The sequence below is a fragment of the Micrococcales bacterium genome, from assembly GCA_016703125.1.
Classification (GTDB): Bacteria; Actinomycetota; Actinomycetes; order S36-B12; family UBA10799; genus JADKAV01.
This window is the reverse complement of record JADJCR010000004.1, coordinates 299,751-325,960: the sequence shown is the minus strand read 5'-3', so window position 1 is coordinate 325,960 and position 26,210 is coordinate 299,751. Positions and strand designations below refer to the sequence as shown.

17 protein-coding genes and 7 pseudogenes are annotated in these 26,210 nt (G+C 69.1%); 19 read left to right on the top strand and 5 right to left on the bottom strand.

All coding sequences use genetic code 11. The features are described from left to right. Positions 1–765, bottom strand: coding sequence for an ABC transporter ATP-binding protein (locus IPG68_08415; GenBank protein MBK6763286.1), 765 nt, complete (start codon positions 763–765; stop codon positions 1–3). Continuing rightward, positions 744–1,851: pseudogene (locus tag IPG68_08410) on the bottom strand (ABC transporter substrate-binding protein). The gene IPG68_08415 and the pseudogene IPG68_08410 overlap by 22 nt, the downstream one beginning before the upstream one ends. Positions 1,852–1,965: 114 nt before the next feature. Here IPG68_08410 and guaA point away from each other — a divergent pair. The 5 genes from guaA to IPG68_08385 all read left to right on the top strand — a co-directional run bounded on the left by guaA (position 1,966) and on the right by IPG68_08385 (position 8,849). After that, positions 1,966–3,522: a glutamine-hydrolyzing GMP synthase gene (guaA, locus tag IPG68_08405; protein ID MBK6763285.1), complete on the top strand. Its 1,557-nt coding sequence runs from the start codon at positions 1,966–1,968 to the stop codon at positions 3,520–3,522. A gap of 108 nt (positions 3,523–3,630) precedes the next feature. Continuing rightward, positions 3,631–5,346, top strand: a complete 1,716-nt coding sequence (locus tag IPG68_08400; protein MBK6763284.1) for a hypothetical protein — start codon at positions 3,631–3,633, stop codon at positions 5,344–5,346. Between the two features lie 28 nt (positions 5,347–5,374). Next, the gene (gene pcrA / locus IPG68_08395; protein ID MBK6763283.1) at positions 5,375–7,582 is read left to right on the top strand and encodes a DNA helicase PcrA; all 2,208 of its coding nucleotides are present in this window, start codon (positions 5,375–5,377) and stop codon (positions 7,580–7,582) included. Between the two features lie 198 nt (positions 7,583–7,780). Beyond that, the gene (locus tag IPG68_08390; GenBank protein ID MBK6763282.1) at positions 7,781–8,185 is read left to right on the top strand and encodes a M23 family metallopeptidase; all 405 of its coding nucleotides are present in this window, start codon (positions 7,781–7,783) and stop codon (positions 8,183–8,185) included. A gap of 181 nt (positions 8,186–8,366) precedes the next feature. After that, positions 8,367–8,849 (top strand): M23 family metallopeptidase, encoded by a 483-nt coding sequence (locus IPG68_08385; protein ID MBK6763281.1) that lies wholly within the window; start codon positions 8,367–8,369, stop codon positions 8,847–8,849. A 20-nt stretch (positions 8,850–8,869) separates the two neighbouring features. Here the strand turns inward: IPG68_08385 and IPG68_08380 are convergent. After that, positions 8,870–9,801: pseudogene (locus IPG68_08380) on the bottom strand (alpha/beta fold hydrolase). 159 nt (positions 9,802–9,960) lie between these two features. Between IPG68_08380 and IPG68_08375 the strand changes: the two are divergent. The 3 genes from IPG68_08375 (at position 9,961) to sucD (ending at position 12,556) form a co-directional block, all read left to right on the top strand. Further along, complete coding sequence (locus tag IPG68_08375; GenBank protein ID MBK6763280.1) at positions 9,961–10,395, top strand: cobalamin B12-binding domain-containing protein; 435 nt, start codon at positions 9,961–9,963, stop codon at positions 10,393–10,395. A gap of 87 nt (positions 10,396–10,482) precedes the next feature. Continuing rightward, entirely contained in the window at positions 10,483–11,655 is a 1,173-nt protein-coding gene (gene sucC, locus IPG68_08370; protein MBK6763279.1) for an ADP-forming succinate--CoA ligase subunit beta, read from the top strand. Positions 11,656–11,671: 16 nt separating this feature from the next. Beyond that, positions 11,672–12,556, top strand: a complete 885-nt coding sequence (gene sucD, locus IPG68_08365; GenBank protein MBK6763278.1) for a succinate--CoA ligase subunit alpha — start codon at positions 11,672–11,674, stop codon at positions 12,554–12,556. Between the two features lie 347 nt (positions 12,557–12,903). Here the strand turns inward: sucD and IPG68_08360 are convergent, their stop codons facing one another. Next, entirely contained in the window at positions 12,904–14,118 is a 1,215-nt protein-coding gene (locus IPG68_08360) for a patatin-like phospholipase family protein (GenBank protein MBK6763277.1), read from the bottom strand. A 91-nt stretch (positions 14,119–14,209) separates the two neighbouring features. Between IPG68_08360 and IPG68_08355 the strand changes: the two genes are divergently transcribed. The 11 genes and pseudogenes from IPG68_08355 (at position 14,210) to IPG68_08305 (ending at position 24,874) form a co-directional block, all read left to right on the top strand. After that, a complete protein-coding gene (locus IPG68_08355) occupies positions 14,210–15,529 on the top strand; it encodes a hypothetical protein (GenBank protein MBK6763276.1) in 1,320 nt (439 codons plus the stop codon). Positions 15,530–15,561: 32 nt separating this feature from the next. Continuing rightward, a complete protein-coding gene (locus IPG68_08350) occupies positions 15,562–16,152 on the top strand; it encodes a phosphoribosylglycinamide formyltransferase (protein MBK6763275.1) in 591 nt (196 codons plus the stop codon). Then, a pseudogene (gene purH / locus IPG68_08345) lies at positions 16,149–17,685 on the top strand (bifunctional phosphoribosylaminoimidazolecarboxamide formyltransferase/IMP cyclohydrolase). Before IPG68_08350 ends, purH begins: the two are co-directional and overlap by 4 nt. 62 nt (positions 17,686–17,747) lie before the next feature. Beyond that, positions 17,748–18,598, top strand: a pseudogene (locus IPG68_08340) (bifunctional methylenetetrahydrofolate dehydrogenase/methenyltetrahydrofolate cyclohydrolase). A 49-nt stretch (positions 18,599–18,647) separates the two neighbouring features. Further along, a complete protein-coding gene (locus tag IPG68_08335) occupies positions 18,648–19,001 on the top strand; it encodes a DUF3017 domain-containing protein (protein ID MBK6763274.1) in 354 nt (117 codons plus the stop codon). A 76-nt stretch (positions 19,002–19,077) separates the two neighbouring features. Further along, a pseudogene (locus IPG68_08330) lies at positions 19,078–20,026 on the top strand (malate dehydrogenase). Between the two features lie 9 nt (positions 20,027–20,035). Beyond that, positions 20,036–21,251: pseudogene (locus tag IPG68_08325) on the top strand (NADP-dependent isocitrate dehydrogenase). After that, positions 21,251–22,008: pseudogene (locus tag IPG68_08320) on the top strand (endonuclease/exonuclease/phosphatase family protein). Before IPG68_08325 ends, IPG68_08320 begins: the two co-directional pseudogenes overlap by 1 nt. Positions 22,009–22,054: 46 nt before the next feature. Beyond that, on the top strand, positions 22,055–23,356 hold the full coding sequence (locus tag IPG68_08315) for an HlyC/CorC family transporter (protein ID MBK6763273.1): 1,302 nt from the start codon (positions 22,055–22,057) through the stop codon (positions 23,354–23,356). Further along, positions 23,340–24,362, top strand: a complete 1,023-nt coding sequence (gene trpS, locus IPG68_08310; protein MBK6763272.1) for a tryptophan--tRNA ligase — start codon at positions 23,340–23,342, stop codon at positions 24,360–24,362. The genes IPG68_08315 and trpS overlap by 17 nt, the downstream gene beginning before the upstream one ends. Beyond that, entirely contained in the window at positions 24,359–24,874 is a 516-nt protein-coding gene (locus IPG68_08305) for a 2'-5' RNA ligase family protein (GenBank protein MBK6763271.1), read from the top strand. The genes trpS and IPG68_08305 overlap by 4 nt, the downstream gene beginning before the upstream one ends. Here IPG68_08305 and IPG68_08300 read toward each other — a convergent pair. Next, the gene (locus IPG68_08300; GenBank protein MBK6763270.1) at positions 24,801–26,132 is read right to left on the bottom strand and encodes a D-alanyl-D-alanine carboxypeptidase; all 1,332 of its coding nucleotides are present in this window, start codon (positions 26,130–26,132) and stop codon (positions 24,801–24,803) included. The two genes, IPG68_08305 and IPG68_08300, sit on opposite strands and share 74 nt — an antisense overlap. Between the last annotated feature and the right edge of the window lie 78 nt (positions 26,133–26,210).

Sequence of the window (26,210 nt, the reverse complement as noted above, 5' to 3'; positions counted from 1 at the left end):
TCACGCCGCCTCGTGCAGGCGCCGGGTGAGGTCCCCGGCGCGTTCAGCAACTTCCGCGGAGTCCATGATCCGCGGGTGGGGGAGGTTCACGATCTGCTCGTGGACGATCTTCCCGTAGGCCATCAGGATGACCCGGTCGCCGAGGCGCACGGCTTCGCGCATGTTGTGTGTCACGAACACCACCGTGAGGTCGCGTTCGCGCACCACCCGCTCGATCTCGTCGTGGAGTAGGTCGCGGGTCATCGCGTCCAGGGCGCCGAGCGGCTCGTCCATGAGGACCAGGTCGGCGTTCTGCGCCAGGCAGCGGGCCAGATTCACCCGCTGCTTCATGCCGCCGGACAACTCGTGCGGCCGCCGGGTGGCCGCATCGCCGAGTCGCACGACGTTGAGGAACTCCTCGGCCTGCGTCCTGCGTTCCTTCCGGGGGACGCCCCGCAGTTTGAGGGCCAATTCCACGTTCTGCCGGGCGGTCAGCCACGGCAGCAGCGTCGGGTCCTGGAACATCAGCGCGGAGCGGCCGTCGACCTCGACACTCCCGGAGGTGGGAGTGTCGAGGCCGGCGACGATGTTCAGCAGGGTCGTCTTGCCGCAGCCGCTGTGCCCGACCACGGTGACGAACTCACCCCGGCGGACATCGAGATCCACGCCGTGCAGGGCCGCGGTGCGGCCATCCTCGGAGTCGAAGACCTTCGTCACGCCGCGCACTTGCAGTGCGGTGTGCGCTGGTGCCTGCAGGGTCACGGTCACTGGGTCACCGGGTCCAATCCGGCGGCTTCCAGCGACTTGTTGATCAGCGAGAGGTCGTACAGCGTCCCGGGCAACCCACCGGCGGCGTCGATCTCGGCCTGATCGAGCAGACCCACGTCCGCCGCGTGCGAGGCCGAGGTCACCAGTGTCTGCGGCAGCGGATCGGCGGTGAAGTCGACCTGCTCCCAGGCAGAGTCCATGATCTCCGGGTCGAGCTGTCCACCGGTCAGGCTCTGCAGCGCGGCGTTCACGTCGGTCTTGGCCTGGTCGGGGTTCTTCTCGATCTCCTGCAGCGCCTGCACGTGGGCGTCGAGCACGGCCTGCACCACGTCGGGGTGGTCGGCGAGGAACTCGCTACGCACGAGGATGTTCGTCGTGACGAACTTGCCGTCGGGCCACAGGTCCTTCTCGTTCACCAGCACCTTGGCGCCCTTGGCCACGTACTCCGACACCCACGGCTCGGGAACCCATGCCCCCTGGAGCTGCCCGGCGCCGTACGCGGTCAGTCCGTCGGCGTTGGATTGCGGCTTGATGGAGACGTCTCCGCCACCCTCGACAGTGCTGGTCAGACCTTCGTCCTGGAGCCAGTAACGCAGCGCCACGTCCTGGGTGTTGCCCAGTTGCGGTGTGGCCAGTGCCTTCCCCCTTGAGGTCGGCCGCAGTCGTGATGTCCGGGCTGACGACCAGCGCGGCACCACTGGACGCGGCGCCGGACACGACCTTCACGGCCTCGCCCTTGGACTGCGTGTAGGCGCTGATCGTGGGGTTCGGGCCGATGTAGGTGATGTCCAGGGAGTCGCCGAACAGGGCGGTCACGGCGTCAGGACCGGCGTTGAAGGCGGTCGGGGTCACCGTGAGGCCCAGCGGTTTCAGCGCCTCCTTGAAGTAGCCCTCCTGCATACCGACCAGGGCCGGGGCATGCGTGAGGTTCGGGAAGAAGCCGAGCCGCACGGTCTTGATCTCCTGGGCGGCGGCGCTGGGGTCGGCTGAACTGGACGCGTTGTCGGCGTCGGACGAGCACGCGGCCAGCGTCCCCATCACTGCCACGGCTGCGGCCACCCCCGCGAGTCTGCGGCGAAGGGATGTGGTCATTACTGCCTCCATACATGGCATTGTCGGTCAAGTTACTAGGAAACCGTAACACAGCCTTTCCGACTTAGTGACTTGGGATAGCGGGCGCGCCGTCGGCCCGCGCTGCGTCACACCTAGACTTGCCGCATGGCGAATCTGCCCCGTCCGGTCCTGGTCGTCGACTTCGGTGCCCAGTACGCCCAGCTCATCGCCCGCCGGGTGCGGGAGGCGCACGTGTACTCCGAAGTGGTCCCCCACACCTGGACCGCCGAGCAGATCCTGGCCAAGCAGCCGCTGGCGATCGTCCTGTCCGGAGGGCCGGCCAGCGTCTACGTCGACGATGCCCCCGCCTTCGACGAGGAGATCCTTCACGCCGGCGTCCCCGTGTTCGGCATCTGCTACGGCTTCCAGGTGATGGCCGCTGCCCTCGGCGGGCAGGTGGACAAGACGGGACTGCGGGAGTACGGCCGCACGACCGTGCGCACCACCGACTCCGTGTTGTTCGCCGGGCAACCCGCCGAGCAGTCGGTGTGGATGTCACATGGGGACGCGGTGGTGAAGGCGCCGGCGGACTGCGAGGTGGTCGCCATGACCGCAGCCACCCCCGTGGCGGCCTTCATCCACCGCAACCGTCCGCTGGCCGGGGTGCAGTTCCATCCCGAAGTGGCCCATACCGACCACGGGCAGGCCATCCTGCAGCGGTTTCTCTACGACGTCGCGGGCCTCACGCCGAACTGGTCGACCGAAGGGGTGATCGACACCCAGGTGGCCGCGATCGCCGCACAGGTGGGGGAGGGCCGGGCGATCTGCGGGCTGTCCGGCGGCGTGGACTCCGCAGTGGCCGCGGCGCTGGTGCAGCGCGCGATCGGGGACCGGCTCACCTGCGTGTTCGTGGACCACGGTCTGCTGCGGCAGGGCGAGGTGGAGCAGGTGGAGCGGGATTTCGTCGCCGCCACTGGTGCGCGCCTGGTCGTGGTGGACGCGCGAGGGCGGTTCCTGGAGGCGCTGGCGGGGGTCACCGAGCCCGAGCAGAAGCGCAAGATCATCGGCCGGGAGTTCATCCGGGTGTTCGAGGCGGCCGCGGCCGACGTCGTCGCGGAGGCCGGCGGGGAGGTGCGGTTCCTCGTGCAGGGGACGCTCTACCCCGACGTCGTGGAATCCGGGGGCGGCACGGGCACCGCCAACATCAAGAGCCACCACAACGTCGGCGGCCTGCCCGACGACCTCGAGTTCGAACTCGTCGAGCCGCTGCGAGACCTGTTCAAGGACGAGGTGCGTGCGGTGGGGACGGCCCTCGGACTGCCGGAGGACATGGTCTGGCGCCACCCGTTCCCCGGGCCGGGCCTGGCGATCCGGATCGTGGGGGAGGTCACCGCGGAGAACCTGGAGACCCTGCGCCGTGCGGACGCCATCGCCCGCGCGGAACTCAACGCGGCGGGTCTCGACCGATCGGTGTGGCAGTTCCCCGTGGTGCTGCTGGCGGGGGTCCGCAGCGTCGGGGTGCAGGGTGACGGCCGCACCTACGGGCATCCGGTGGTGCTGCGGCCCGTGAGCAGCGAGGACGCCATGACCGCCGACTGGTCGCGCCTGCCGCACGAGGTGATCGCCACCATCTCCACCCGCATCACCAACGAGGTGGATGCCGTTAACCGCGTGGCGCTGGACGTCACCAGCAAACCTCCGGGCACCATCGAGTGGGAGTGACCCAGAACCGGACATAAACGCACAAAGCGGGTCCGTCGTGACCTTTTCGTGACCGACACGGGCGCGACATGCCCGAACCGCCCGGATGACCCTGGCAGCCTGCCTCGGGTGCGACGCATCCTTCCCCTGCTGTCGGCGCTGTTGCTGGTGCTGCTCGCCAGCTCCCCGGCCACCGCTGCGAAGAACGCCAGTTCCGTGCTCCCCCCGGACCGGCCCTACCCGGCCGTCCTCGACGCTCCCATCGAGTACGAAGGGATGACCACCTGCGACCCGGTGGCCCGGCCCGGCGCCATGATGTTGCGCCAACTGTTGCTCGACACCTACGGCAAGGCTGTCATCGGCATCACGCGGGCCTGCGACCAGGACAGCATCTCCGAGCACAAGGAGGGCCGTGCGGTCGACTGGATGGTGGACTGGAAGAACCCCGCAGAGCGAGCCGAGGCCCAGGCCTTTGTGGACTGGGTCACCGCCCCCGGCCCGGACGGCACGCCTGCGGCCAACGCCCGGCGCCTGGGGATCATGTACATCGGGTGGGGCGACGAGATGTGGCGGGCGTACGACCCGGGTCGTGGCTGGACCGAGCTCAAGGGCTGCTACTCGCTGCAGGGGTCGGGCAGCGACACCTTCTGCCACCGCGATCATGTGCACTTCTCGATGACGTGGGACGGTGCCGCAGGGCGCACCTCGTACTGGGACGGCACTCCGGTGGTGGACCGGCCCTGCCCAGTCGCCCGGGTCGGCGGCCAGGCCCGCAGCCTGCAGTCGTCGGCCGCCTTCGTCCCCGTCAAGCCGGTGCGCGTGTTCGACGGGCGCACGAAGGGCCCGGCCGGCTGCTACCTGCAGCAACGGCGCTGGTCCGGAGACAACCGGAGTGTGTCGGTGGCGGTGGTCGGCAAGAAGGGCATCCCGAAGGACGGCGCGCAAGCAGTGGCCGTGCTGGTGACGGCCTACGAGTCCAACGCACCGGGTTGGATCACCGCCTCCGGCGCCCCGGGCGCCAACGGCCCCAAGGTCGTCTCACTGGGCATGCAGGGAACAAGTGCGGCCACTGCGATCGTGCCGGTGTCCGATACCGGCCGCATCTGGCTGGCGACGGTGGCCGGTCACGCCCCGGTCGCGGTCGACGTCCTCGGGTACTTCACCAGAGCCAGCACCGCGGCCGCGACCGACCGCACGGGTACGTGGCGGCCGGTCCCGGCGACGGTGGCCGCCACGACCGAGATCCCCGCCGGCGGCACCCAGAACATCACGTTGCCCGGGGCCCCGGACAAGGGCCTCACCGGCGCGGTGCTCACCCTCAACACCACGGGCACGGTCGCCGGTCACATCCGGGTCACGCCGTCCGGAGCCACGACCCGCGCCGACGCCGTCGACGTGGTCAAGGGAACCCGCTCGGCCACCGTGTTCACAGCCACGACGGACGCCGCGGTGACGTTGAAGAACACGGCCCAGGCGCCGACCACGGTCACGGTGGCGCTCGGCGGGTGGGTCACGACTCCGCAACCGGGTGCCGCACGCCTGCGGCCGTCATCGTCGGATCTGGGCACGTTCCGGGCTGCCACGGAGAAGACGATCACCGGCAAGGTCCCGGCCACCGCGCGCGCGGTCGTGCTCGCCGTCACCACCAAGGGGGCCGGGAAGGCCGGCGGTGTGACGGTGTGGAGCGCCGGGGACCGGCCCGGGGTGCGCAGCGTGGACGTGCGCGCCCGTCGTTCGAACACCGACCTGGTGGTAGTGAACCTGTCGGACGACAAGGCCATCCGAGTGGCCGGCGCGCCCAGGAAGGCGCGGGTGTCCCTGCGTCTGGTGGGGGTCATCCGGTAGTGGTCGCCGGAGCCTACACTCGGGAGCAGTGGACGACCTTCTTTCCGATCTGAACCCCCAGCAGGCCCAGGCCGTGACCCATCGCGGCAGCCCGATACTCGTCGTGGCCGGTGCCGGCTCGGGGAAGACGCGCGTGCTCACCCGGCGGATCGCCCATCTGCTGGCCAGCAACCAGGCCGTGCCCTCGGAGATCCTCGCGATCACGTTCACGAACAAGGCCGCCAACGAGATGAAGGAGCGGGTCAGTGCGCTGGTCGGACCCGTCGGCCGGCGCATGTGGGTCTCCACATTCCACAGCGCCTGCGTGCGGATCCTGCGACGGCAGGGCCACCACCTCGGATTCCCGAGTTCCTTCTCGATCTACGACACCGATGACAGCCGCCGGTTGCTCACGGCCATCGGCAAGGACCTCGACCTCGACCCGCGCAAGTACCGTCCACGCGGTCTGCAGCATCAGATCTCCGGGCTGAAGAACGAACTGATCGACCATGAGGGGTTCGCCGCCGGGGTGGAGACCGAGTCCCAGCAGGTCCTGGCCGACGTGTACCGGCAGTACACCGAGCGGCTGCAGCGGGCAGGCGCGATGGACTTCGACGACCTCATCGGCAACTCCGTGGCCGTGCTGACGCTCTTCGATGAGGTGGCGTCCTACTACCACCGGATGTTCGGGCACATCCTCATCGATGAGTACCAGGACACCAACAAGGCCCAGTACGAACTCGTGCGGCGGCTGGTGGGGGACGGCTCCGAGGGCCTGGACCCGGCGGAGTTGTGCGTGGTCGGTGACTCCGACCAGTCCATCTACGCCTTCCGTGGGGCCGATGTGCGCAACATCGAGGAGTTCGAGAAGGACTTCCCCGGTGCCGAGGTCGTTCTGCTGGAGCAGAACTACCGCTCCACCCAGACCATCCTCTCGGCGGCCAACGCCCTCATCGCCCACAACGCGGGCCGCCGTGAGAAGCGACTGTGGACCGATGCCGGTGACGGCGACCAGATCGTCGGCTACGTGGCCGATGACGACCGCGACGAGGCGGCCTTCGTCGTCAATGAGATCCGCAGCCTCACCGCTCACGGGATGCCGGCCGGTGAGATCGCCGTGTTCTACCGGACCCACGCGCAGTCCCGGCCCCTGGAAGAGGTACTGGTGCGCTCGGGCCTGCGCTACCGCATCGTCGGCAACGTCCGCTTCTACGAGCGCAGAGAAGTGCGCGATGCCCTGGCCTACCTGCGCGTGGTGGCCAACCCTGAGGACGATGTCGCGCTCCAGCGGATCCTCAACGTGCCCAAGCGGGGACTCGGGGACCGCACCGTGGAACAGGTGACCGCCCTGGCAGCGCGCGAGCAGATCAGTTTCGAGGCCGCCCTGCGCCGCGTGGCTGAGATCGGCCTGGGTCCGCGCGCGGAGACCCGCATAGGTGGTTTCCTGGCGCTTCTCGATGAGCTGCGGCTGCGGCTGGACTCAGGTGCCGACCCCGAGGAGATGGTCGAGGCCGTGCTGGAACAGTCCGGGCTGGTGGCTGAACTGCAGGCCTCCAACGATCCGCAGGACGAGTCGCGCCTGGAGAACCTGGCCGAACTCGCGTCAGTCGCCCGGGAGTTCCTCAATGACAACGCCGACGGCACGCTGGCGGACTTCCTCGAACGGGTCGCGCTGGTGGCTGAGGCCGATGACGTGCCCGAGCACGAGGGCGGCCTGGTCACGCTGATGACCCTGCACACCGCCAAGGGCCTGGAGTTCGACGCGGTGTTCCTGACGGGACTAGAAGAAGCCGTATTCCCCCACATGCGTTCGTTGGACGACCCCGTGGAGCTGCAGGAGGAACGACGCCTGGCGTACGTGGGTGTCACCCGGGCACGCCAGCGGCTGTATGTCAGCCGCGCCGCCGTGCGCATGCAGTTCGGCACGCCGCAGTCCAACCCGCCGAGCCGGTTCCTCGAGGAGTTGCCGGAGTCCCTGGTGGATTGGCGCCGCACCGGCCGTGACCTGTCGCGGCGCCCCAGTGCCGGGGGTCGCGGGGGCGCACCCGCGCTGGCCCAGGCCGCCGGGGCCGCCCGCCGGACCGCGGGACCGGTCATCGACCTCACCGCCGGCGACAACGTGCTGCACCCGAAGTTCGGGTTCGGGACTGTCGTCTCGACGGCCGGCCAGGACGACAGGGCCGAGGCGCACATCGATTTCGGAAGTGCAGGCGTCAAGCGCCTCCTACTGCGTTATGCCCCCGTCGAGAAGGTGTAAGTGACGCACAACACACCCACGTGCGGGATGTCACGGTCTATTTGCCCGTTTTGACGGTCTCCTAGTGATTGACGCGACGGCGCACCGAGCACAACAGCGCCATGAAGACGTTGATCCCCTTGCTGGGAGCAGGCCTCACGGCGGCACTGCCGGTCCCGGCCACCGCCCCCGCATGCCGCCGATGGCGACCGCCGATCCGTGGCCACCTCGGCCCGCTTCAGCCACCTGCCCACCACCGGCTACCGGTTGTCCGCCAAGTTCGGCCAGCGAGGCCGGCTGTGGTCCTCCGGCCGGCACACCGGTCTTGACTTCTCCGCCCCCCGGGGCCGGCCGGTGCGGACCGTGGCCGACGGCAAGGTCGTGCACGCAGGCTGGGCCGGCGCGTACGGCAAGGCGGTACTCGTCAAACACCGCAGCGGCAAGCGCAGTCTCTACGCGCACCTGTCGGCCATCGCCGTGCGCAAGGGTCAGACCGTCCGGTCCGGGCAGCGGGTCGGCAAGGTGGGCAGCACCGGGAACACCACCGGTCCGCACCTGCACTTCGAGATCCGTTCGCAGCACGGCAAGAAGCTCGACCCCCGTCCCTACCTGCGTGGGGAGTGAGGCGCCTGTGAGCACATATGGCATTCCGGAGTTCGTGCAGGGAGCCAGTGTCGCGGTGGTCGCCGGTGCGCTGGTGCTCGGTGCGGTGCCAGGCGGCGCCGACGTGGTGCTTGCCTCCGTCGATCAGGCCGAGGCGGTCGATCAGCCCGTGGCGCCGCCCGTGGCGCAGCCCGCGGCGGATATGCCGGCGTTCCCGCCGGACCTGATGGATGACGCGGCGGACACGGCCAAGCAGATCGAGATCCGCCGGGCCAGGCGCGCCGAGCAGCGGGCACAACGCAGCAGCGGCGACATGTTCACGCCCACCCGCAACTACCGCAACACCGCCTACTTCGGCCAGGCCGGCAGCAGCTGGTCCTCCGGTCACCACACCGGACTGGACTTCGCCACCGCCACGGGCACACCTGTGTTCTCGGCTCTGGCCGGCCGGGTGGTGGAAGCCGGCTGGGGTGGCGCCTACGGCAACCACATCATCGTGCGCCACGACAACGGCGTCGAGACGCTGTACGCGCACCTGAACGACATCGGGGTGGACAAGGGCGACCGGGTCCTGCGCGGGGAGCGTATCGGCGCGGTGGGCAGCACCGGCAACACCAGCGGGCCCCACCTGCACTTCGAAGTGCTGAAGAAGGGCGACCAGCGCGATCCGCAGGACTTCTTGTAGGCCCGACCCGGTGTGGGGTCCTACTCGGCCACCCCTGTGCGCGCCTGCGCGGCCGGTCGGCTCGGCACCACCGGCTCGCTGACACGGCCGGTGCTGCTGCCGATGGATGTGGCGCCGCGCACGAGCGTGGAGCCGTCCGGATCGAGCTGAGCCAGCGTGGTGCAGATCTCGTGCACGACCCTGCCGTCAACCGGGAACGACATATGGCCCACGCCCCGGACGAACACGTTGCGGGCGTTGAGGTCCGGGTGCACGATACGGGCGTTGCGCTTCGGGATGATCATCTGGTCGAGGTCCGACCAGATGGCCACCATCCGCGTGCGGCACCCGGGGCGGGGGGCGTCGAGTTCCTGCACGACCGGGCTGCCCGGTCGCATTTGCTTGACCACCGAGTGGGGATCAGATAGGCCGGCATGGTGCCGGCGTGCGGAGATCCCAGGGTCACCAGCGTGTGCACCCGGTTGTCGCCACCGAGACGCTGCACGTAGTAACGCGCCACGACCCCGCCCATCGAGTGACCGATGACGTGCACGCGCTCGTAGCCGGTCTCACGGCGGACCTTCTCCACCAGCGACTTCAACCGCCGGGCCACACGCGGGATGTCGTCGGACAGCGGCGAGTAGTTCAGTGTGATGACCCGGCCGAAACCCCGACGGTTCAGCGCCCGGCGCAGGAACGCGAAGACGGTGTGGTTGTCGATGATGCCGTGGATGAGGATGATCGGCGTGCCCGCAGCCTCGACGTCGCCGATGATCAGCCCACGCTGGACCGGTGGCAGGCCATCAAGGTTGTGCCGTTGCTCGGCGTGCCGGTACTTGTCCTCGACGAGGCCGAAGGGGTACATCGCGACGTGAGTGGCCAGGAAGGCCGCCTCGACGGCGACCCCGCGCAGCCCCAGGGGGTTCAGCAGGGACTTCTTGGCGGTCCCGGTGGTGTCCCGCGCCTTCTGCATCCTGTGCCGGAATGAATGGTCGGGGTGCTCAGGCGGACAGTCGGGCATAAGGGGAAACTAGCCCAAGATCGCGGGTTTTGTACCCCGGACACCGCGAAATACGGCGGTTTCCGGTCCCCGTGCGGCTGATCGCGGAAGTACAGGTCATAGGTCACGGCGATGGCCCGAGCGCGTAGACTCGGGCCCGTGACGGAGCCCATTCGCGTGCTGATCGCCAAGGCGGGACTCGACGGGCACGACCGCGGTGCCAAGGTCATCGCCCGGGCCCTGCGCGACGGCGGGATCGAAGTGGTGTACACCGGCCTGCACCAGACCCCGGAGATGATCGTGCACGCGGCCATCCAGGAGGACGTGCAGGCCATCGGCCTGTCCATCCTGTCCGGGGCCCATATGACGCTGTTCAAGGCCGTGCTGGACCTGCTGGCGGCCCGTCACATCGACGACATCGTGGTCTTCGGCGGGGGCATCATCCCCGAGGAGGACTTGGAGCCGTTGGCGCAGATGGGGGTGGCCCGGGTGTTCACCCCCGGCACCTCCACCGACGACGTCGTCACCTGGGTCAGGGCGAACCTGGGCGCGACCCCGGTCGTCTGAAGGGTTCGCGCGACCCACTGTCCACTGCCGGTGCCGCGATTAGTAGCGTCTCAAGCAAGCACAGTTGGTAGCGATCGAGGTGGTGCAGTGGATCTTTACGAGTACCAGGCCAAGGAACTGTTCGCCAAGCACGGCGTACCCACCCAGTCGGGCGAGGTCATCACCGAAGCCGGGGCTGCCGCGGCGGCTGCCGAGCGCATCGGGGGTCCGGTCGTGGTCAAGGCGCAGGTGAAGACCGGCGGCCGGGGTAAGGCCGGCGGTGTGAAGCTCGCCGAGAACCCCGCCGATGCGCAGGCCAAGGCCGAGGGGATCCTCGGGCTGGACATCAAGGGCCACATCGTCCAGAAGGTGCTCATCACCGGTGCAGCGGACATCGCAGAGGAGTATTACGTCTCGTTCCTGCTCGACCGCGCCAACCGCAACTTCCTGGCGATGGCCAGTGTCGAGGGCGGCATGGACATCGAGGAGGTGGCCGCCACCAAGCCTGAGGCGCTGGCGAAGGTCGCGATCGACCCGATCGCCGGCGTCGACCCCGCGAAGGCCGCCGAGATCGTGGCCGAGGCGACGTTCCCGGCCGATGTCGCCGACCAGGTGGTGAACGTGCTGGTCAAGCTCTGGGACGTCTTCGTCAAGGAGGACGCCACCCTGGTGGAGGTCAACCCGCTGGTGAAGACGCCCGACGGTCAGGTGCTGGCGCTGGACGGCAAGGTCACGCTCGACGACAACGCAGACTTCCGCCACCCCGACCACGAAGCCCTGGTGGACATCGCAGCCACCGACCCGCTGGAGGTTCAGGCCAAGGAGAAGGGCCTGAACTACGTCAAGCTCTCCGGCGAGGTCGGCATCATCGGCAACGGCGCCGGACTGGTGATGAGCACTCTGGATGTCGTCGCCTACGCCGGTGAGCAGTTCGGTGGCGTGAAGCCTGCGAACTTCCTCGACATCGGTGGTGGTGCCTCCGCACAAGTCATGGCGGACGGCCTCGAGATCATCCTCGGCGACCCCGAGGTCAAGAGCGTGTTCGTCAACGTCTTCGGCGGCATCACCGCCTGCGACGCGGTGGCCAACGGCATCGTGCAGGCCATGCAGATGCTTGCGGAGCGCGGCGACGTGGTGGACAAGCCCTTGGTCTGCCGGCTCGACGGCAACAACGCCGCCGAGGGCCGGCGCATCCTCGACGAAGCCGAGCACGACGTGATCGAACTCGTGGACACGATGGACGAGGCCGCGGCGCGGGTCGCCGAACTGGCCGCGCGGTAGAGGGAGAACAACAGACATGGCGATCTACCTGGACGACAGCTCCCGCATCCTGGTGCAGGGCATCACCGGTTCCGAGGGTGGCAAGCACACCCGGCGGATGGTCGCCGGTGGCTCCAACATCGTGGCCGGCGTCACGCCGGGCAAGGGGGGCCAGACCGTCGACGCCGACGGCACGGCCATCCCCGTCTTCAACTCGGTGCAGGAGGCCGTGGACGGCACCGGCGCCAACGTGTCGGTCGTCTTCGTGCCGCCCAAGTTCACCAAGGGCGCGGTGCAAGAGGTCGTCGACGCGCAGGTGCCGCTGGCCGTGGTCATCACGGAAGGGGTGCCGGTGCACGACACGGCCAACTTCTTCACTTACGCCAAGGACGCCGGCACCACCCGGATCATCGGCCCGAACTGCCCCGGACTCATCAGCCCCGGCAAGTCCAACGCCGGCATCATCCCGGCGGACATCTCCCGGCCCGGACGGATCGGGCTGGTGTCGAAGTCGGGGACCTTGACGTACCAGATGATGTTCGAGTGCCGTGACATCGGCTTCACGACAGCGGTCGGCATCGGTGGTGACCCCGTTATCGGGACCACCCACATCGACTGCCTCGCCGCGTTCGAGGAGGACCCCGAGACCGACGTCATCATCATGATCGGTGAGATCGGCGGGGACGCCGAGGAGCGGGCAGCGGCGTTCATCAAGGACAACGTCACCAAGCCTGTCGTCGGCTATGTGGCCGGGTTCACCGCGCCGGAGGGCAAGACGATGGGCCACGCCGGCGCCATCGTGTCCGGCTCGTCCGGGACCGCCGTGGCCAAGGCCGAGGCGCTCGAAGCCGCGGGCGTGCGGGTCGGGAAGACACCGGCGCAGGCTGCCCGTCTCGTCCACGAGATCGTCGCGGGTCTCTGACCGACCGGCTCGACGGAGTCGGCACCACAACTGGGCGACATAGGGCGGTTTGCCTGTGGTTCCGCCCACTTGTGGCGGTGATTTGCCCGTATTGCCCCGTTGTGTCGCTTCCGTGGACACCGGAACTGGGCGCCGGGAAGAGGGTTTCGCCCACTTGTGGTGTCGGGCGGCTACTGCCAGCCGCAACGCAGTGCGTCGGCACCACAACTGGGCGACCCAGCGTGGTTTGCCTGTGGATCCGCCCACTTGTGGCGGTGATTTGCCCGTATTGCCCCGTTGTGTCGCTTCCGTGGACACCGGAACTGGGCGCCGGGAAGAGGGTTTCGCCCACTTGTGGTGTCGGGCGGCTACTGCCAGCCGCGGCGCAGGGCCCGGTCGGCGGCCGCTTGGCCCAGTGCGATCTGGCGCGCGAAGTACTCGTCGTCGAAGAACATGTAGCTGAGCAACTCCTGCTGGCCGGGTCCCGCGCCGACTCCGCGCAGCAGGCGACCCAGGACGATGCTGTCGCTCTCACGCCACCAGGACTTCGACCTGAGAACCTCCGCGGCGAGATCGGCCAGCGAGCCGGGTTCCGGCGACACCTCCATGACCGCCACATGGTGGTATCCGGGGCGCGCCGCGGGAGTGGGGGAGCACCCCTGCGCGAGCCACCTGTTGCGAGTGCGGATGTCATGGAGATCCTCGATGACCCGGTCGGCCAGGATCGAGTGCAGGGTCATCGCCGCCGCGTCGGCCACGTCCGGTCGCTCGCCGGGGCTCCCCGGCGTGGAGGTGGGGTACCTCGTGGCATGCGCGGCGATCACGACCAGGCGTTGCGCGCCGAGTGCCACGGCCGGGCGCAACGGCGCGTTGAGCCGGACTCCGCCATCCACGTACCAGCCCGCGAACCGTTCGGGCCGTGTGACCTCCACGGCTGGGAACGCGACGGGGATGGCCGCTGAGGCGAGGACGTGTTCAGCTTCGACGGGTCCGCTGCTCAGGCGCAATGCCCGATCGGGATCAGCCACGTGGGTCGCATCCAGGGTGGTGTCGAGGAAGAGCACGCTGTGGGCGTGCGAGATGGACCACTGCTCGGCGGGATCGCGACGGGTGGGGGCCTTCGGCAGGTCGGGCGGAATCCGGGTGGCAGCTACTCCCACCGCGTCCACATGTCCGGCCGCGACATTGGCGCTCAGTCGCCCGGCGTCGAGCGTCTCCGCAGCGGTTCGGCGCAGGGGCTCGGTGTCGAGCACGCTCGCGACGCCGTCCCCGGTGCCCAGCAGCGCTCCGGGCAGCAACCCCAAAGCGCTGCGTACGAGAGATCCGGCCGGGTGGGCGTACACGTCCGGCCGGTCCATGCTGCGCCAGATGGCCAGCAGGGCTGCGGCCGCCTCGTCGGCGGGCAGATGCGCGAGGCTACCCCAGAGCGAGGCGTTGATGGCACCTGCCGACGTGCCCAGGAAGACCGTCGGACGTTCGCCGCGTTCGATGAGCGCGGGCACGATGCGCGACAGCGCGCCGGCCTGGAACGCGCCCCGTGCGGCAGCGCCGGTCAACACCACCGCCACCACGGGTCGGCTCATGCTTCGACCGTACTGCGGCCGGCACCGGCGCAGGTGGGGTAATCGGCGTGTATGTCCACCGACTGCCAGAAAGGGATGCGAACCTAGTCCAGTGAGTCGCGCTTCACAGGGTCCCGCCAACCGGAGCCGGACCCCGCGGTCCCGTCCGGGCAACCGCACCGGGACCGGCCGTGAGGCCGACCGCATCAAGGCCACTCGCGCCGGCTGGGCCTCCCCGGCCAACGCCGTGTCGACGTTCTGGCGGTCCGGTCCGCTGCCCGCCCCGGTGGCGGGGGCAGCTGCCGGCATCTGGGCGGCACTGACCGGCTTGGTGATCACCGTGGTCCTCACGCTGGTCGTGTGGATCTTCGCCGCCGGCGAGTCCGCGTCCGACACCGCGATGCGGATGGGTGCGGACATCTGGCTGGTCGCACACGGCACCCCCTTCGTGGTCGGTGCCGGTGTCTGGTCACTCCTCCCGTGGGCGTGGGTGGTGTTCCCTGCCCTCACCCTGTGGGCCGCGGGCAGATGGGTGGCCCACAGGGCGGCCATCGCATACCCGAAATCCGCCGTCGTGGCAGCGGCCTGCCTGGCCGGCCCCTACGCGTTGATCGCCCTGCTGGCCGCGCTGTACGGCACCGTCACCGGTGCCGCGGCCATGCCGAGCCGGGCTCTGCTGCACGCCGGGCTGCTGGCCTTCGTCGTCTCGTTCGCGGCGATCGTGTGGCGCGCGCGCCTGGCTCCCGACCTGCTGCCCCGCGTGTGGCGCTGGTCGCGGCCTGCCGTCGGCGCCCTGGCGGCACTGACCGCCGGTGCCTGTGTGATCCTCGTCGCGGCTCTGGCTGTGGGTTACCCGGTACTGAGCGCCTGGCTGCGGGATCTCGATCCCGGCCTCGTGGGTGGCATCGCGCTGCTGGTCGCGTGGCTTGGCTACTTGCCGGCGACCCTCATGTGGTGCCTGTCGTTCGTGGCCGGGACCGGGGTCACGGTGGGCGGGGTCGCGGTCACGCCCGTGAGCCCGGTCACCGAGCAGGTGCCGCTGATCGGCCTGAACCTGTTGCCCACGACCTCGCAGCCGTTGTGGCTGATCGGGATCCTGATCCCCGTCGCCGCCGGGGTGGTGCTGTCCCGGCTGGCCGGTCGCGCCGCGGATTGGCGGTCATGGCTGCTGCCGAGGGCGGCGGCGGTGGGCCTGGTGCTCATCGCGGTCGATCTGTGGTGGGCGATCAGCATCGGCCGCCTGGGCGCCGGTCGGCTCGAGGTCCTCGGCCCCCCGCCCATGGCGATCGCCGTGCTGCTGGCCGGCGTGGTCGCCGGGACCGTGCTGGAGGGCGCTGCCATGTGGGCCCACCGGCGCTGGCGCTCTCGCGATGTCGTCGATATCACCGATGACGTCACCCACGCTGACGACGCCGAGGACGTCCCCGCCTGAGCCGCCCCGGGGCGGGCCCTAGGATCGGTGTCGTGCCCGCCCGCATCGCCGTGATGATCTCCGGAACCGGCACCCTGCTGCAGTCCCTCATCGACGACCCCGCACGCACCTATGACATCGCGGTGGTGGCCGCGGACCGGCCCGCGGTTGGCTTGCGTCGCGCGCAGGCAGCCGGCATCCCCACCGTCGTCATCGGGCCCGCCGAGTACCCCGATCGCGCGGCGTGGAGCCTCGCGCTGGCCGACGCGTTGTCGGATTCCGACCCCGAATGGGTGGTGTCCGCGGGGTTCATGCGCATCCTCGACGCGGCGTTCCTGGAGCGGTTTCCCCAGCGGGTGATCAACAGCCACCCCGCACTTCTGCCGGCGTTCCCCGGAGCCCATGCTGTGGCTGATGCGCTGGCCTACGGCGTCAGGGTCAGCGGCTGCACGGTGCATCTGGTGGACGCCGGCGTGGACACCGGCCCGATCATCGCCCAGCGCACCGTGCCGGTCGAGCCCGGTGACGACGAGGCGAGCCTGCACGAACGGATCAAGGAAGTGGAGTGGCAGTTGCTGCCCGAGGTGGTCAACCGCCTCGTGACCGGCGGCTGCCGAGTCGACGGACGGAGAGTGGAGTTATGACGATGCGCCGAGCACTTATCTCGGTCTACGACAAGACGGGAGTGGAGGACCTGGCGGCCGCGCTGCACCGGGCCGGGATCGAGATCGTCTCCACGGGGTCGACGGCCGCGGCAATCGCGACCGCCGGCATCCCCGTCACTGGAGTCGCGGACGTCACAGGGTTCCCGGAGATCCTCGACGGCCGGGTGAAGACGCTGCACCCGGCGATCCACGGCGGCATCCTCGCCGACCGCCGTAAGGCCGAGCACCGGCAGACCCTGGACGAGCACGAGATCACCGGCATCGACCTGGTGGTGGTCAACCTCTATCCCTTCACCGCGACCGTCGCGAGTGGCGCCGGCGTGGACGACTGCATCGAGCAGATCGACATCGGCGGTCCAGCCATGGTGCGGGCGGCTGCCAAGAACCACGCCAACACCGCGGTCGTCGTGAGTCCCACCGACTACCCACTGGTCGTCGCGGTCGTCGAGTCGGGTGAGGGTTTCACCGACGCGCAGCGCAGGGAACTGGCGGTGAGGGCCTTCCGGCACACCGCCGATTACGACGTGGCTGTCGCGTCCTGGCTGGGATCGCTGGAGCCCGGCGAGGGGTTCCCCGGCTGGGTGGCCGCCACCTGGCAGCGGGCGGAGGTGTTGCGCTACGGCGAGAACCCCCACCAGGCCGCCGCGCTGTACGTCAACGAGCACGGCCGGGGCCTGGCCCACGCCGAGCAACTGCACGGCAAGCAGATGTCGTACAACAACTACGTCGATGGTGACGCCGCCTACCGCACCGCGTGGGACTTCGAGCAGCCGGCAGTGGCCATCATCAAGCACGCGAACCCCTGCGGGATCGCGGTGGGTGACGACGCCCTGGCCGCGTACCGGGCCGCCTTCGAGACCGACCCGGTCTCGGCCTACGGCGGCGTCGTGGCGCTCAACCGTCCGGTGACCCGGGCGGTGGCCGAAACGATGTCCGAGATCTTCCTCGAAGTGGTGATCGCACCCGAGTTCGACGCCGAGGCCCTCGAGGTGCTGACGAAGAAGCAGAACATCCGCCTGCTGGTCGCACCGCAGCGCCGGGCCGGCGCGGAGGTGCGCTTCATCTCCGGCGGGCTGCCTCATGCAGCACCCGGACCGCATCGACGCGCCCGGCGACGACCCGGCGACGTGGACGCTGGTCAGCGGCGACCCCGCGGATGCGGCCACGCTGGGGGACCTGGCGTTCGCGTGGCGGGCCTGCCGCGCGGTGAAGAGCAACGCGATCCTGCTGGCCAAGAGCCAGGCGGCGGTCGGCATCGGCATGGGACAGGTGAACCGCGTGGACTCCGCCCGACTGGCCGTGGCCCGGGCCGGCGAGGAGCGCGCGGTGGGTGCCGTCGGTGCGTCCGACGCGTTCTTCCCCTTCCCCGACGGGCTCGAGGTCCTACTGGAGGCCGGTGTGCGTGCGGTCGTGCAACCGGGCGGGTCGGTGCGCGACGAGGAGGTCATCGCTGCGGCGCGGGCCGCCGGCGCCACCATGTACTTCACCGGCGTGCGCCACTTCTTCCACTGAGGCGGCGCTCACCGGGACCGCCACGAACGGCAGCCCGCAGGCTGGATGCCAGAATCGGCCCCATGACAGCGGTGATGCTCGACGGCAAGGCGACGGCGGCAGCGATCCGGGCGGAATTGGCCCAGCGTGTGCTCGCATTGAAGGCCCGCGGGATCACCCCGGGCTGGGCACGGTCCTGGTCGGGGACGACCCCGGCAGCCAGGCGTACGTCGCCGGGAAGCACCGGGACTGCGCGGAGGTGGGCATCGAGTCGATCCGGGTCGACCTGCCCGCCACCGCGACCCAGGAGCAGGTGCTGACCGCTCTGAAGGACCTGAACCGCGACCCTGCCTGCACCGGTTACATAGTGCAGTTGCCGCTGCCCGCGGGTATGAACCAAGGTGTCGTACTGGCTGCGATCGATCCGGCCAAGGATGCCGACGGCCTGCACCCCATGAGCCTGGGCAGGCTGGTGCTCAACGAGCCCGCACCGCTGCCGTGCACACCGCGCGGCATCGTGGAACTGCTGCGTCGCTACGACGTCCCCATCGCAGGCCGGCACGTGGTGGTGATCGGACGCGGGGTGACGGTCGGACGACCGCTGGGGCTGCTGCTGACCCGCAAGTCGGAGAACGCCACGGTGACGCTGTGTCACACGGGCACCGCTGAGGTATCGCAGTACACCCGCTCCGCCGACATCGTGGTGGTGGCCGCCGGACGGCCGGGGCTGCTGACAGCCGACATGATCAAGCCTGGTGCCGCGGTCCTCGACGTGGGTATCACCCGCACCGATGGTGGCCTGGTCGGCGATGTGGCCCCAGATGTTGTGGCGGTGGCCGGGTATGTGGCACCGATGCCTGGCGGCGTGGGACCGATGACACGTGCGATGTTGCTGGTCAACGTCGTGGAGATGGCCGAAAGTACGAGTCATTAACGGCGACGTGGTCCGCTGTTCGCGTGTATGAGGGGCTACCGTTACCCCTATGAGTGCGGCATCGGGGGACGAGTACCTGGTAGCCGATTCGGCCACCCTGCTGGGCGCGGCGGAGATCCCCGCCGGCGCCATCGGTGTCACCCCTCAAGAACCCACCGCGCAGTGGCCATTCCTGCTGGTCGCGGTCGTTTCGCTGGGCGGTCTGGTCCTCATCGGGACGGGGTCGTTGCTCCAAGGCCTGGTCGGCCTGGCCGTCGCCATCTGCCTGGCATCACTGCTGCGCTTGGTCCTCCCCGCTCGCACCGCCGGATGGCTGGTTTCGCGGTCACGCTTCTTCGATGCCGCCGGATTCGCGGTGCTCGCCGGCGCGCTCGCGGGCGTCACGCTGCTGCTGATGCACTGACGCGGGCTGCGACCGAGCCCGGCACCAGGTTCGGATAGCCTTGTGGCGGGTCAACGCCATAAGCGGAAGGTGAGTCATGCCTGGAAAAGTCACGGTTGTCGGAGCAGGGTTCTACGGGTCGACCACGGCCATGCGACTGGCTGAGTACGACGTCTTCGACGAAGTCGTCCTGACCGACATCGTGGAGGGCAAGGCCGAGGGGCTAGCCCTCGACATGAACCAGTCGCGCCCGGTCGAGGGCTTCGAGACCAAGGTCATCGGCCAGACCACCGGCCTGGACGGATCGGGCTACGAGGCGATCACCGGGTCCGACATCGTGGTGATCACGGCGGGTCTGCCGCGCAAGCCCGGTATGAGCCGCATGGACCTCATCGAGACCAACGCGAGAATCGTGCGCCAGGTCGCCGAAAACGTCGCGGAGCACGCGCCGAACGCCGTGGTCATCGTGGTGTCCAACCCGCTGGACGAGATGACTGCTCTCACGCAATTGGCGACCGGCTTCCCGCACAGTCGCGTCATCGGGCAGGCCGGCATGCTGGACACCGCCCGCTTCACGAACTTCGTGGCCGAGAAACTCGGCAAGCCCGTCGCCAGCGTGAAGACGCTCACGCTCGGCAGCCACGGGGAGACGATGGTCCCGGTGCCGTCGCGATGCACCGTCGACGGCCAGCCACTGTCCGACCTGCTCAGCGCCGACGAGATCGAGGAACTCGTCGTGCGCACCCGCAACGGCGGTGCGGAGGTCGTGGCCCTGCTCAAGACCGGTTCGGCCTACTACGCCCCGTCGGCCGCAGCGGCCCGCATGGCCAAGGCCGTGATCGAGGACAGCGGTCAGATCATGCCCGTGTGCGTGGGTCGACGGCGACTACGGCATCTCTGGGGTCTACCTGGGTGTGGAAGCCGAGATGGGGCGCGAGGGGGTCCGCCGGGTCGTGCAGACGGACCTGACCGAGACCGAGCTGGCCGGGTTGCACGGTGCCGCGGACGCAGTGCGTGCCAAGCAGGCCGACGTCCAGGACCTGTAGGAGGCGACCATGGCGAAGATCAAGGTACTGAACCCGGTCGTCGAACTCGACGGCGACGAGATGACCCGGATCATCTGGGACTTCATCAAGCAGCAGTTGATCCTGCCTTACCTGGACGTGGACCTGAAGTACTACGACCTCGGCATAGAGAGCCGGGACGCCACCGACGACCAGATCACCATCGACTCGGCCGAGGCGATCAAGAAGTACGGCGTGGGCGTCAAGTGCGCGACCATCACCCCCGACGAGGCCCGGGTTGAGGAGTTCGGCCTGAAGAAGATGTGGCGTTCGCCCAACGGCACGATCCGCAACATCCTGGGCGGCGTCATCTTCCGCGAACCGATCATCATCAGCAACATCCCGCGCCTGGTGCCCGGCTGGACCAAGCCGATTGTCATCGGCCGTCACGCGTTCGGTGATCAGTACCGCGCGACCGACTTCCTGGTGCCCGGCGCGGGCAAGCTCACGATGACGTTCACGCCGGCCGACGGCTCCGAGCCGATGGAGTTCGACGTCTACGACTTCCCCGGCGGAGGCGTGGCGATGGGCATGTACAACCTCGATGACTCCATCCGCGACTTCGCGCGGGCATCGATGCGGTACGGCCTGAGCCGCAACTACCCGGTGTACCTGTCGACGAAGAACACGATCCTGAAGGCCTATGACGGCCAGTTCAAGGACCTCTTCGCGGAGGTCTACGAGACTGAGTTCAAGGCCGAGTTCGAAGCTCGCCGGCCTGACCTACGAGCACCGGCTCATCGACGACATGGTCGCTGCGGCCATGAAGTGGGAGGGCGGCTACCTCTGGGCCTGCAAGAACTACGACGGCGACGTGCAGTCCGACACGGTGGCGCAGGGCTTCGGCTCGCTGGGGCTGATGACCTCGGTGCTGATGACCCCGGACGGGAAGACCGTGGAGGCCGAAGCCGCCCACGGCACTGTGACGCGCCACTACCGCCAGCACCAGCAGGGCAACCCCACCTCGACCAACCCGATCGCCAGCATCTTCGCCTGGACACAGGGACTGGCCCATCGCGGCAAGCTCGATGGCACCCCTGAGGTGACGAACTTCGCGGAGACGCTCGAGCGGGTGTGCGTGGAGACGGTCGAGAGCGGGAAGATGACCAAGGACCTCGCGTTGCTGGTCGGGCCGGACCAACCGTTCCAGACCACGCAGGAGTTCCTCACCTCCATCGACGAGAACCTGCAAGCCGCGATGGCCTGATGCGCCTGGTCAGTGCCAACGTCAACGGCATCCGGGCTGCGGTCCGCCGGGGCGGTCTGTCCTGGCTCGCCGCGCAGGACGCCGACGTCATCTGCCTGCAGGAGGTGCGCGCCACCGACGAGCAGTTGCGGGCCGCGCTCGGCGATGTCTTCGCCGGGTGGTCCCTGCAGCACCGGCCGTCGGGCACACGCGCTGGGCACGCGGGGTGGCGATCCTGAGTCGCTGGCCGCTGGCGGCCACCGAGGATCTCGGTGAGGCCGACGACCAGGGCCGCTGGCTGGCGGTGCGGGTGTCGCTTCCGGACCGCGAGATCGAGGTCGCCAGCGTCTATGTGCACACTGGCGAGGCGGACACTCCCGCCCAGGACGACAAGCACAGGTTCCTGGCCGCCATGGGCAAATGGATGGAGCAGCGGACCTCGGCGCTGGTATGCGGGGACCTGAACGTGGCGCATCGTGAGGCGGACATCAAGAACTGGAAGGGCAACCGGGGCAAGGCCGGATTCCTGGAGTCAGAGCGGGCGTACCTCACGCACTGGTACGACGAACTGGCCTGGGTGGACCTCGGCCGGGATGCCGGCTACACGTGGTGGTCCTGGCGCGGCAAGGCGTTCGACAACGACGCCGGTTGGCGCATCGACTGTGTGCTGGCTTCGCCCGACCTGGCCAGCGAACTCTCGGCATTCACCGTCGCCCGCGCAGCCACCTACGCGCAGCGCTGGAGCGACCACGCCGCCGTGGTGGCCGAGTTCGGGTGATGGCCACGACGGCGACGGTGCCGGACGCCTGCGTACCCTGGAGCGTGTGACGGAGTTGCTCACCAACATCGCCGTGGTGCTGCTGTTCACCCTGATCGGCGGGTTCTTCGCTGCGGCCGAAACGGCCCTGGTGAGTCTGCGGGAGTCGCAGGTCGAACATCTGGCCGCGAGCCAGGGCGGCCGGGGGCGCAGGCTCAAGCACCTGGTCAGTGACCCCAACCGCTTCCTCGCGGCGGTGCAAGTGGGAGTCACCCTGGCCGGGTTCCTGTCGGCCGGTTTCGGGGCCTCCCGGATCGCCCCCCAGGTCACTCCGTGGATCGAGCAGCTTGGCCTGCCCGCCAGCGTGGCCGAGCCGGTGGCCTTCGTCGCTGTCACCGTCGTCATTGCCTATCTGTCGCTGGTGCTCGGCGAACTGGTACCGAAACGGCTGGCCCTGCAGCGCGCCGAGGCCTTCTCCCTGTGGGTCGCCGGGCCCGTCGACGCCCTGGCCAAGGTCTCGCGGCCCTTCATCTGGTTGTTGTCGGCCTCCACGAACGGGGTAGTGCGCCTGCTCGGCGGTGACCCCCAGGCGGCCAAGGAAGGCATCTCCGGGGAGGAACTGCGGGGTCTGGTCGCCGCCCAGGACTCCCTGAGCACGGAGGAGCGCGCACTCATCGACGATGTGATCACCGCCGGGGACCGGGAACTGGCCGAGGTCATGGTCCCGCGCACGGAGGTGGAGTTCCTCGACGCGCAGCTGCCCATCCAGAAGGCGGTACGCAAGGTGCGGGACATGCCCCACTCCCGGTACCCGGTGGTGGAGGGTTCGGCCGACGACGTGGTCGGTTTCGTGCACGTGCGCGACCTGCTGGACCCCGCCATCGCGCATCGTTCCCTGCAGGTGCAGCGCCTGGTGCGGCCGGTCCCGCGCTTCCCGGACAGCAAGTCGATCCTGCCGGCGATGCAGGAGATGCGCGACAGCGGAAGCCACATGGCCATCGTTGTGGACGAGTACGGGGGCACGGCGGGCATCGTCACCCTGGAGGACCTCGTCGAGGAGTTGGTCGGTGACATCCGCGACGAGTTCGACGTGCGCGAGTCGCAGAGCTTCCGGCCCGGGGGCGAGGCAGAGGTGGACGGTCTGCTCAGTCTGGACGACTTCGTGGAGGACGTCGGAGTGGAGCTTCCGGAGGGCCCGTACGAGACCGTGGCGGGGTTCATGGTGTCCCATCTGGGTCGGCTGCCGCAGAAGGGCGACCACGTCGATTTCGAGGGCCACACGCTCACCGTGACGAGCATGGACGGCCGGCGCATCGCACGGGTGCAGGTCGCCCTGGCGCCGGTCGCTGCCGATGAACCAGGAGAATAGATCCATGTCCCGTCCACGTATCCTGTCCGGCATCCAGCCGACCTCCGAGAGTTTCCACATCGGCAACTACTTCGGGGCGCTGCGGCAATGGGTGGCACTGCAGGACGACAACGACGCGTTCTACTGCGTGGTGGACCTGCACGCGATCACGGTCCCGGTCGATCCGGTGCTGCAGCGAGAACGCACCCGGGTTTCGTACGCCCAACTGCTGGCTGCCGGCATCGATCCGCAACGGTCGACGGTGTTCGTCCAGAGCGACGTCCCGCAGCACGCCCAGCTCGGCTGGGTCATGATGTGCCTCACCGGTTACGGGGAGGCTTCCCGGATGACCCAGTTCAAGGACAAGATGGCCCGCGAGGGAGCGGCCGGTGCGTCGGTGGGCCTGTTCACCTACCCCTGCCTGCAGGCCGCGGACATCCTGCTCTACCAGGCGTCCGCAGTCCCGGTGGGGGAGGACCAGCGACAGCACCTGGAACTGACCCGCGACCTGGCCAACCGGTTCAATGCCCGGTACGGCCAGACGTTCGTCGTGCCCGAGCCCTTCATCGTGAAGGACAGCGCCAAGATCTTGGACTTGCAGGACCCGACCTCCAAGATGAGCAAGTCCGTGCCGGGTGGCTGTGTGTTCCTGCGCGACGCCCCCAAGCAGATCGCCAAGAAGATCAAGTCCGCTGTCACTGACTCCGAGACGGAGGTGCGGTACGACCCCGTGGCCAAGCCGGGGGTGTCGAACCTGCTGAGCATCCTGGCGGCCGCAACGGATCGCACCGTGGAGGACGTCGCGCAGGAGTACGGCGGAGGCATGTACGGACCGCTCAAAGCCGCGGCCGCCGACGCCGTGGTGGCCGTGGCCGAACCGTTCGCGCAGCGGACCCAGGACCTGCTCGATGACCCCGCCGAACTCGACCGCTTGATGCAGGCGGGCTCCGCACGGGCGCGCGCGGCCGCACAGCCCACCCTGGACGCCGTCCACACCGCGATGGGACTACAGGCGAGTTCGCGGTGAAGCGCACCATCGGCGTGGCCATCGCCATCCCGCGGCCCTACGCCGATGAACTCGAGGGCTGGCGGGAGCGCTTCGGTGACCCTGCGGCTCATACGATCCAGGCGCACGTCACGTTGCTGCCACCCACTCAGGTGGTCGATCTCGCCGCCGTCACCGAGCACCTTGCGGGCGTCGCGGCCCGTCACCGGTCCTTCCCCGTGCGACTGCAGGGCACCGGGACGTTCCGGCCGCTGTCGCCGGTGGTGTACGTGCGGGTGACGGCCGGCGAACCGGAGATCGTAACCCTGGAAGCCGACGTGCGATCCGGACCGCTCGAGCGCCGACTCCGGTTCGCCTACCACCCGCACGTCACCGTCGCACACGACCTGCCGGACGCGACGCTGGCGGTAGCGCAGCGGACGCTGGCTGACTACGAAGCGACGTTCACCGCAGATGCCGTCACCCTGTACGAGATGGGGTCCGGCGGCGTGTGGGGTCCGCTGCGGGACTTCGACCTGCGCGCTGGCGCATAGCCTGCTCGTAGGCCTCCCGCCGGCGCCGTTGCCGCCGGACCGCCCGGATGCGCAGCAGAACCACTGCGATGCCGAGCAGCAGCACCATCCACATCAAGGCCTTGAAGAGCCCGATCAGCAGGCTGGCGAGGAAACCGCGCTGCGGTTCCGGCTGGGCGGCCGGTGCCGGCGGGGCGAAGGGCGATGCCAGGTATCCGCCCACCTGCATATCCGCGGCGACCGCGTAGGTGCCCTGCGTGGGGGACTGGACTTGGGCCTCAACTGCCTGTACCGCTGGTACCGGCAGGTCAGTGGGCAGCGGTGCCACATCCTGGGCGTCCGCGCTGCTGCCGGCAGGTTCGGGGGTGATTTGCTCGGCCTCGGGGATCTCCGGCAACTGCCCGATCGGGGTCAGCTGGCCGACGTTGCTGAACGACCAGTCGAGGACCTGCCGAGCGGTCGAGGTGGTTCCACCTCCGATGCCCAGCAGGGCGACGATCAGATTGCGGCCGTTCTGCTCGGCCCCGGCCACGTAGGTGCGTCCGGCTTGGCTGGTGAAGCCGCTCTTGCCGCCGGTGAATCCGGGGTAGTTGCTGTTGAGCAGCGTGTCGTGGTTGTAGATGGTGAACGTGGTCGCCGACTGCGTCGGGTCGGACGGGGGCTGCGCGGGGAACTCGTACTCGCGGGCGGTGAGGATCTCGCGCAGGCGAGGGTCCTGGATGGCCACGCGGTAGATCTGCGCCAGGTCGGCCGCCGTACTCACCTGGCCGGGCTGGTCCAGGCCGTTCGGGGACTTGGCGACGGTGCTGGTGGCACCAATCCGGGCGGCTTCCTGGTTCATCGCCGCCAGCGTGCGCTGGTAGCCGTAAGCATCGGCGAGCGCCACGGCGGCGTCGTTGCCGCTGCGCATGAGCATCCCGTGGAACAACTGCTCAACGGTGTACTTGGCGCCGGCCAGCACCCCCACGTGCATCCCCTCGGTGAGGGTTTCCTCGGGCCGGCCCTCGTACACACTGTCGTACTGCAGGCGAGGCAGCAGGGTCAGCGCGGTCAAGGTCTTGAGCGTCGAGGCCATGGGCCGCTGTACGTCGATGTCCTGTCCGGCCAGCACGTTGCCGGTGTCCGCATCGACGACGATCCACGCCTTGGTGGCGAAATCGGGGATCACCACACCCGGCGCGGCTGACGGAATGGGCGATGGGGTGACCGGCACCTCCTCAGCCGCTGCCGGCGCAGCGGCCAGCAGGACGGCCACGAGAGAAGTCATGAGGATACGCATTACGGAACAGCGTAAGTGCGGTTCCCGGGGCTGCCGCGCAACGCCACGCAGGCGTGTCCGCCACCTCGTCCATCCGTG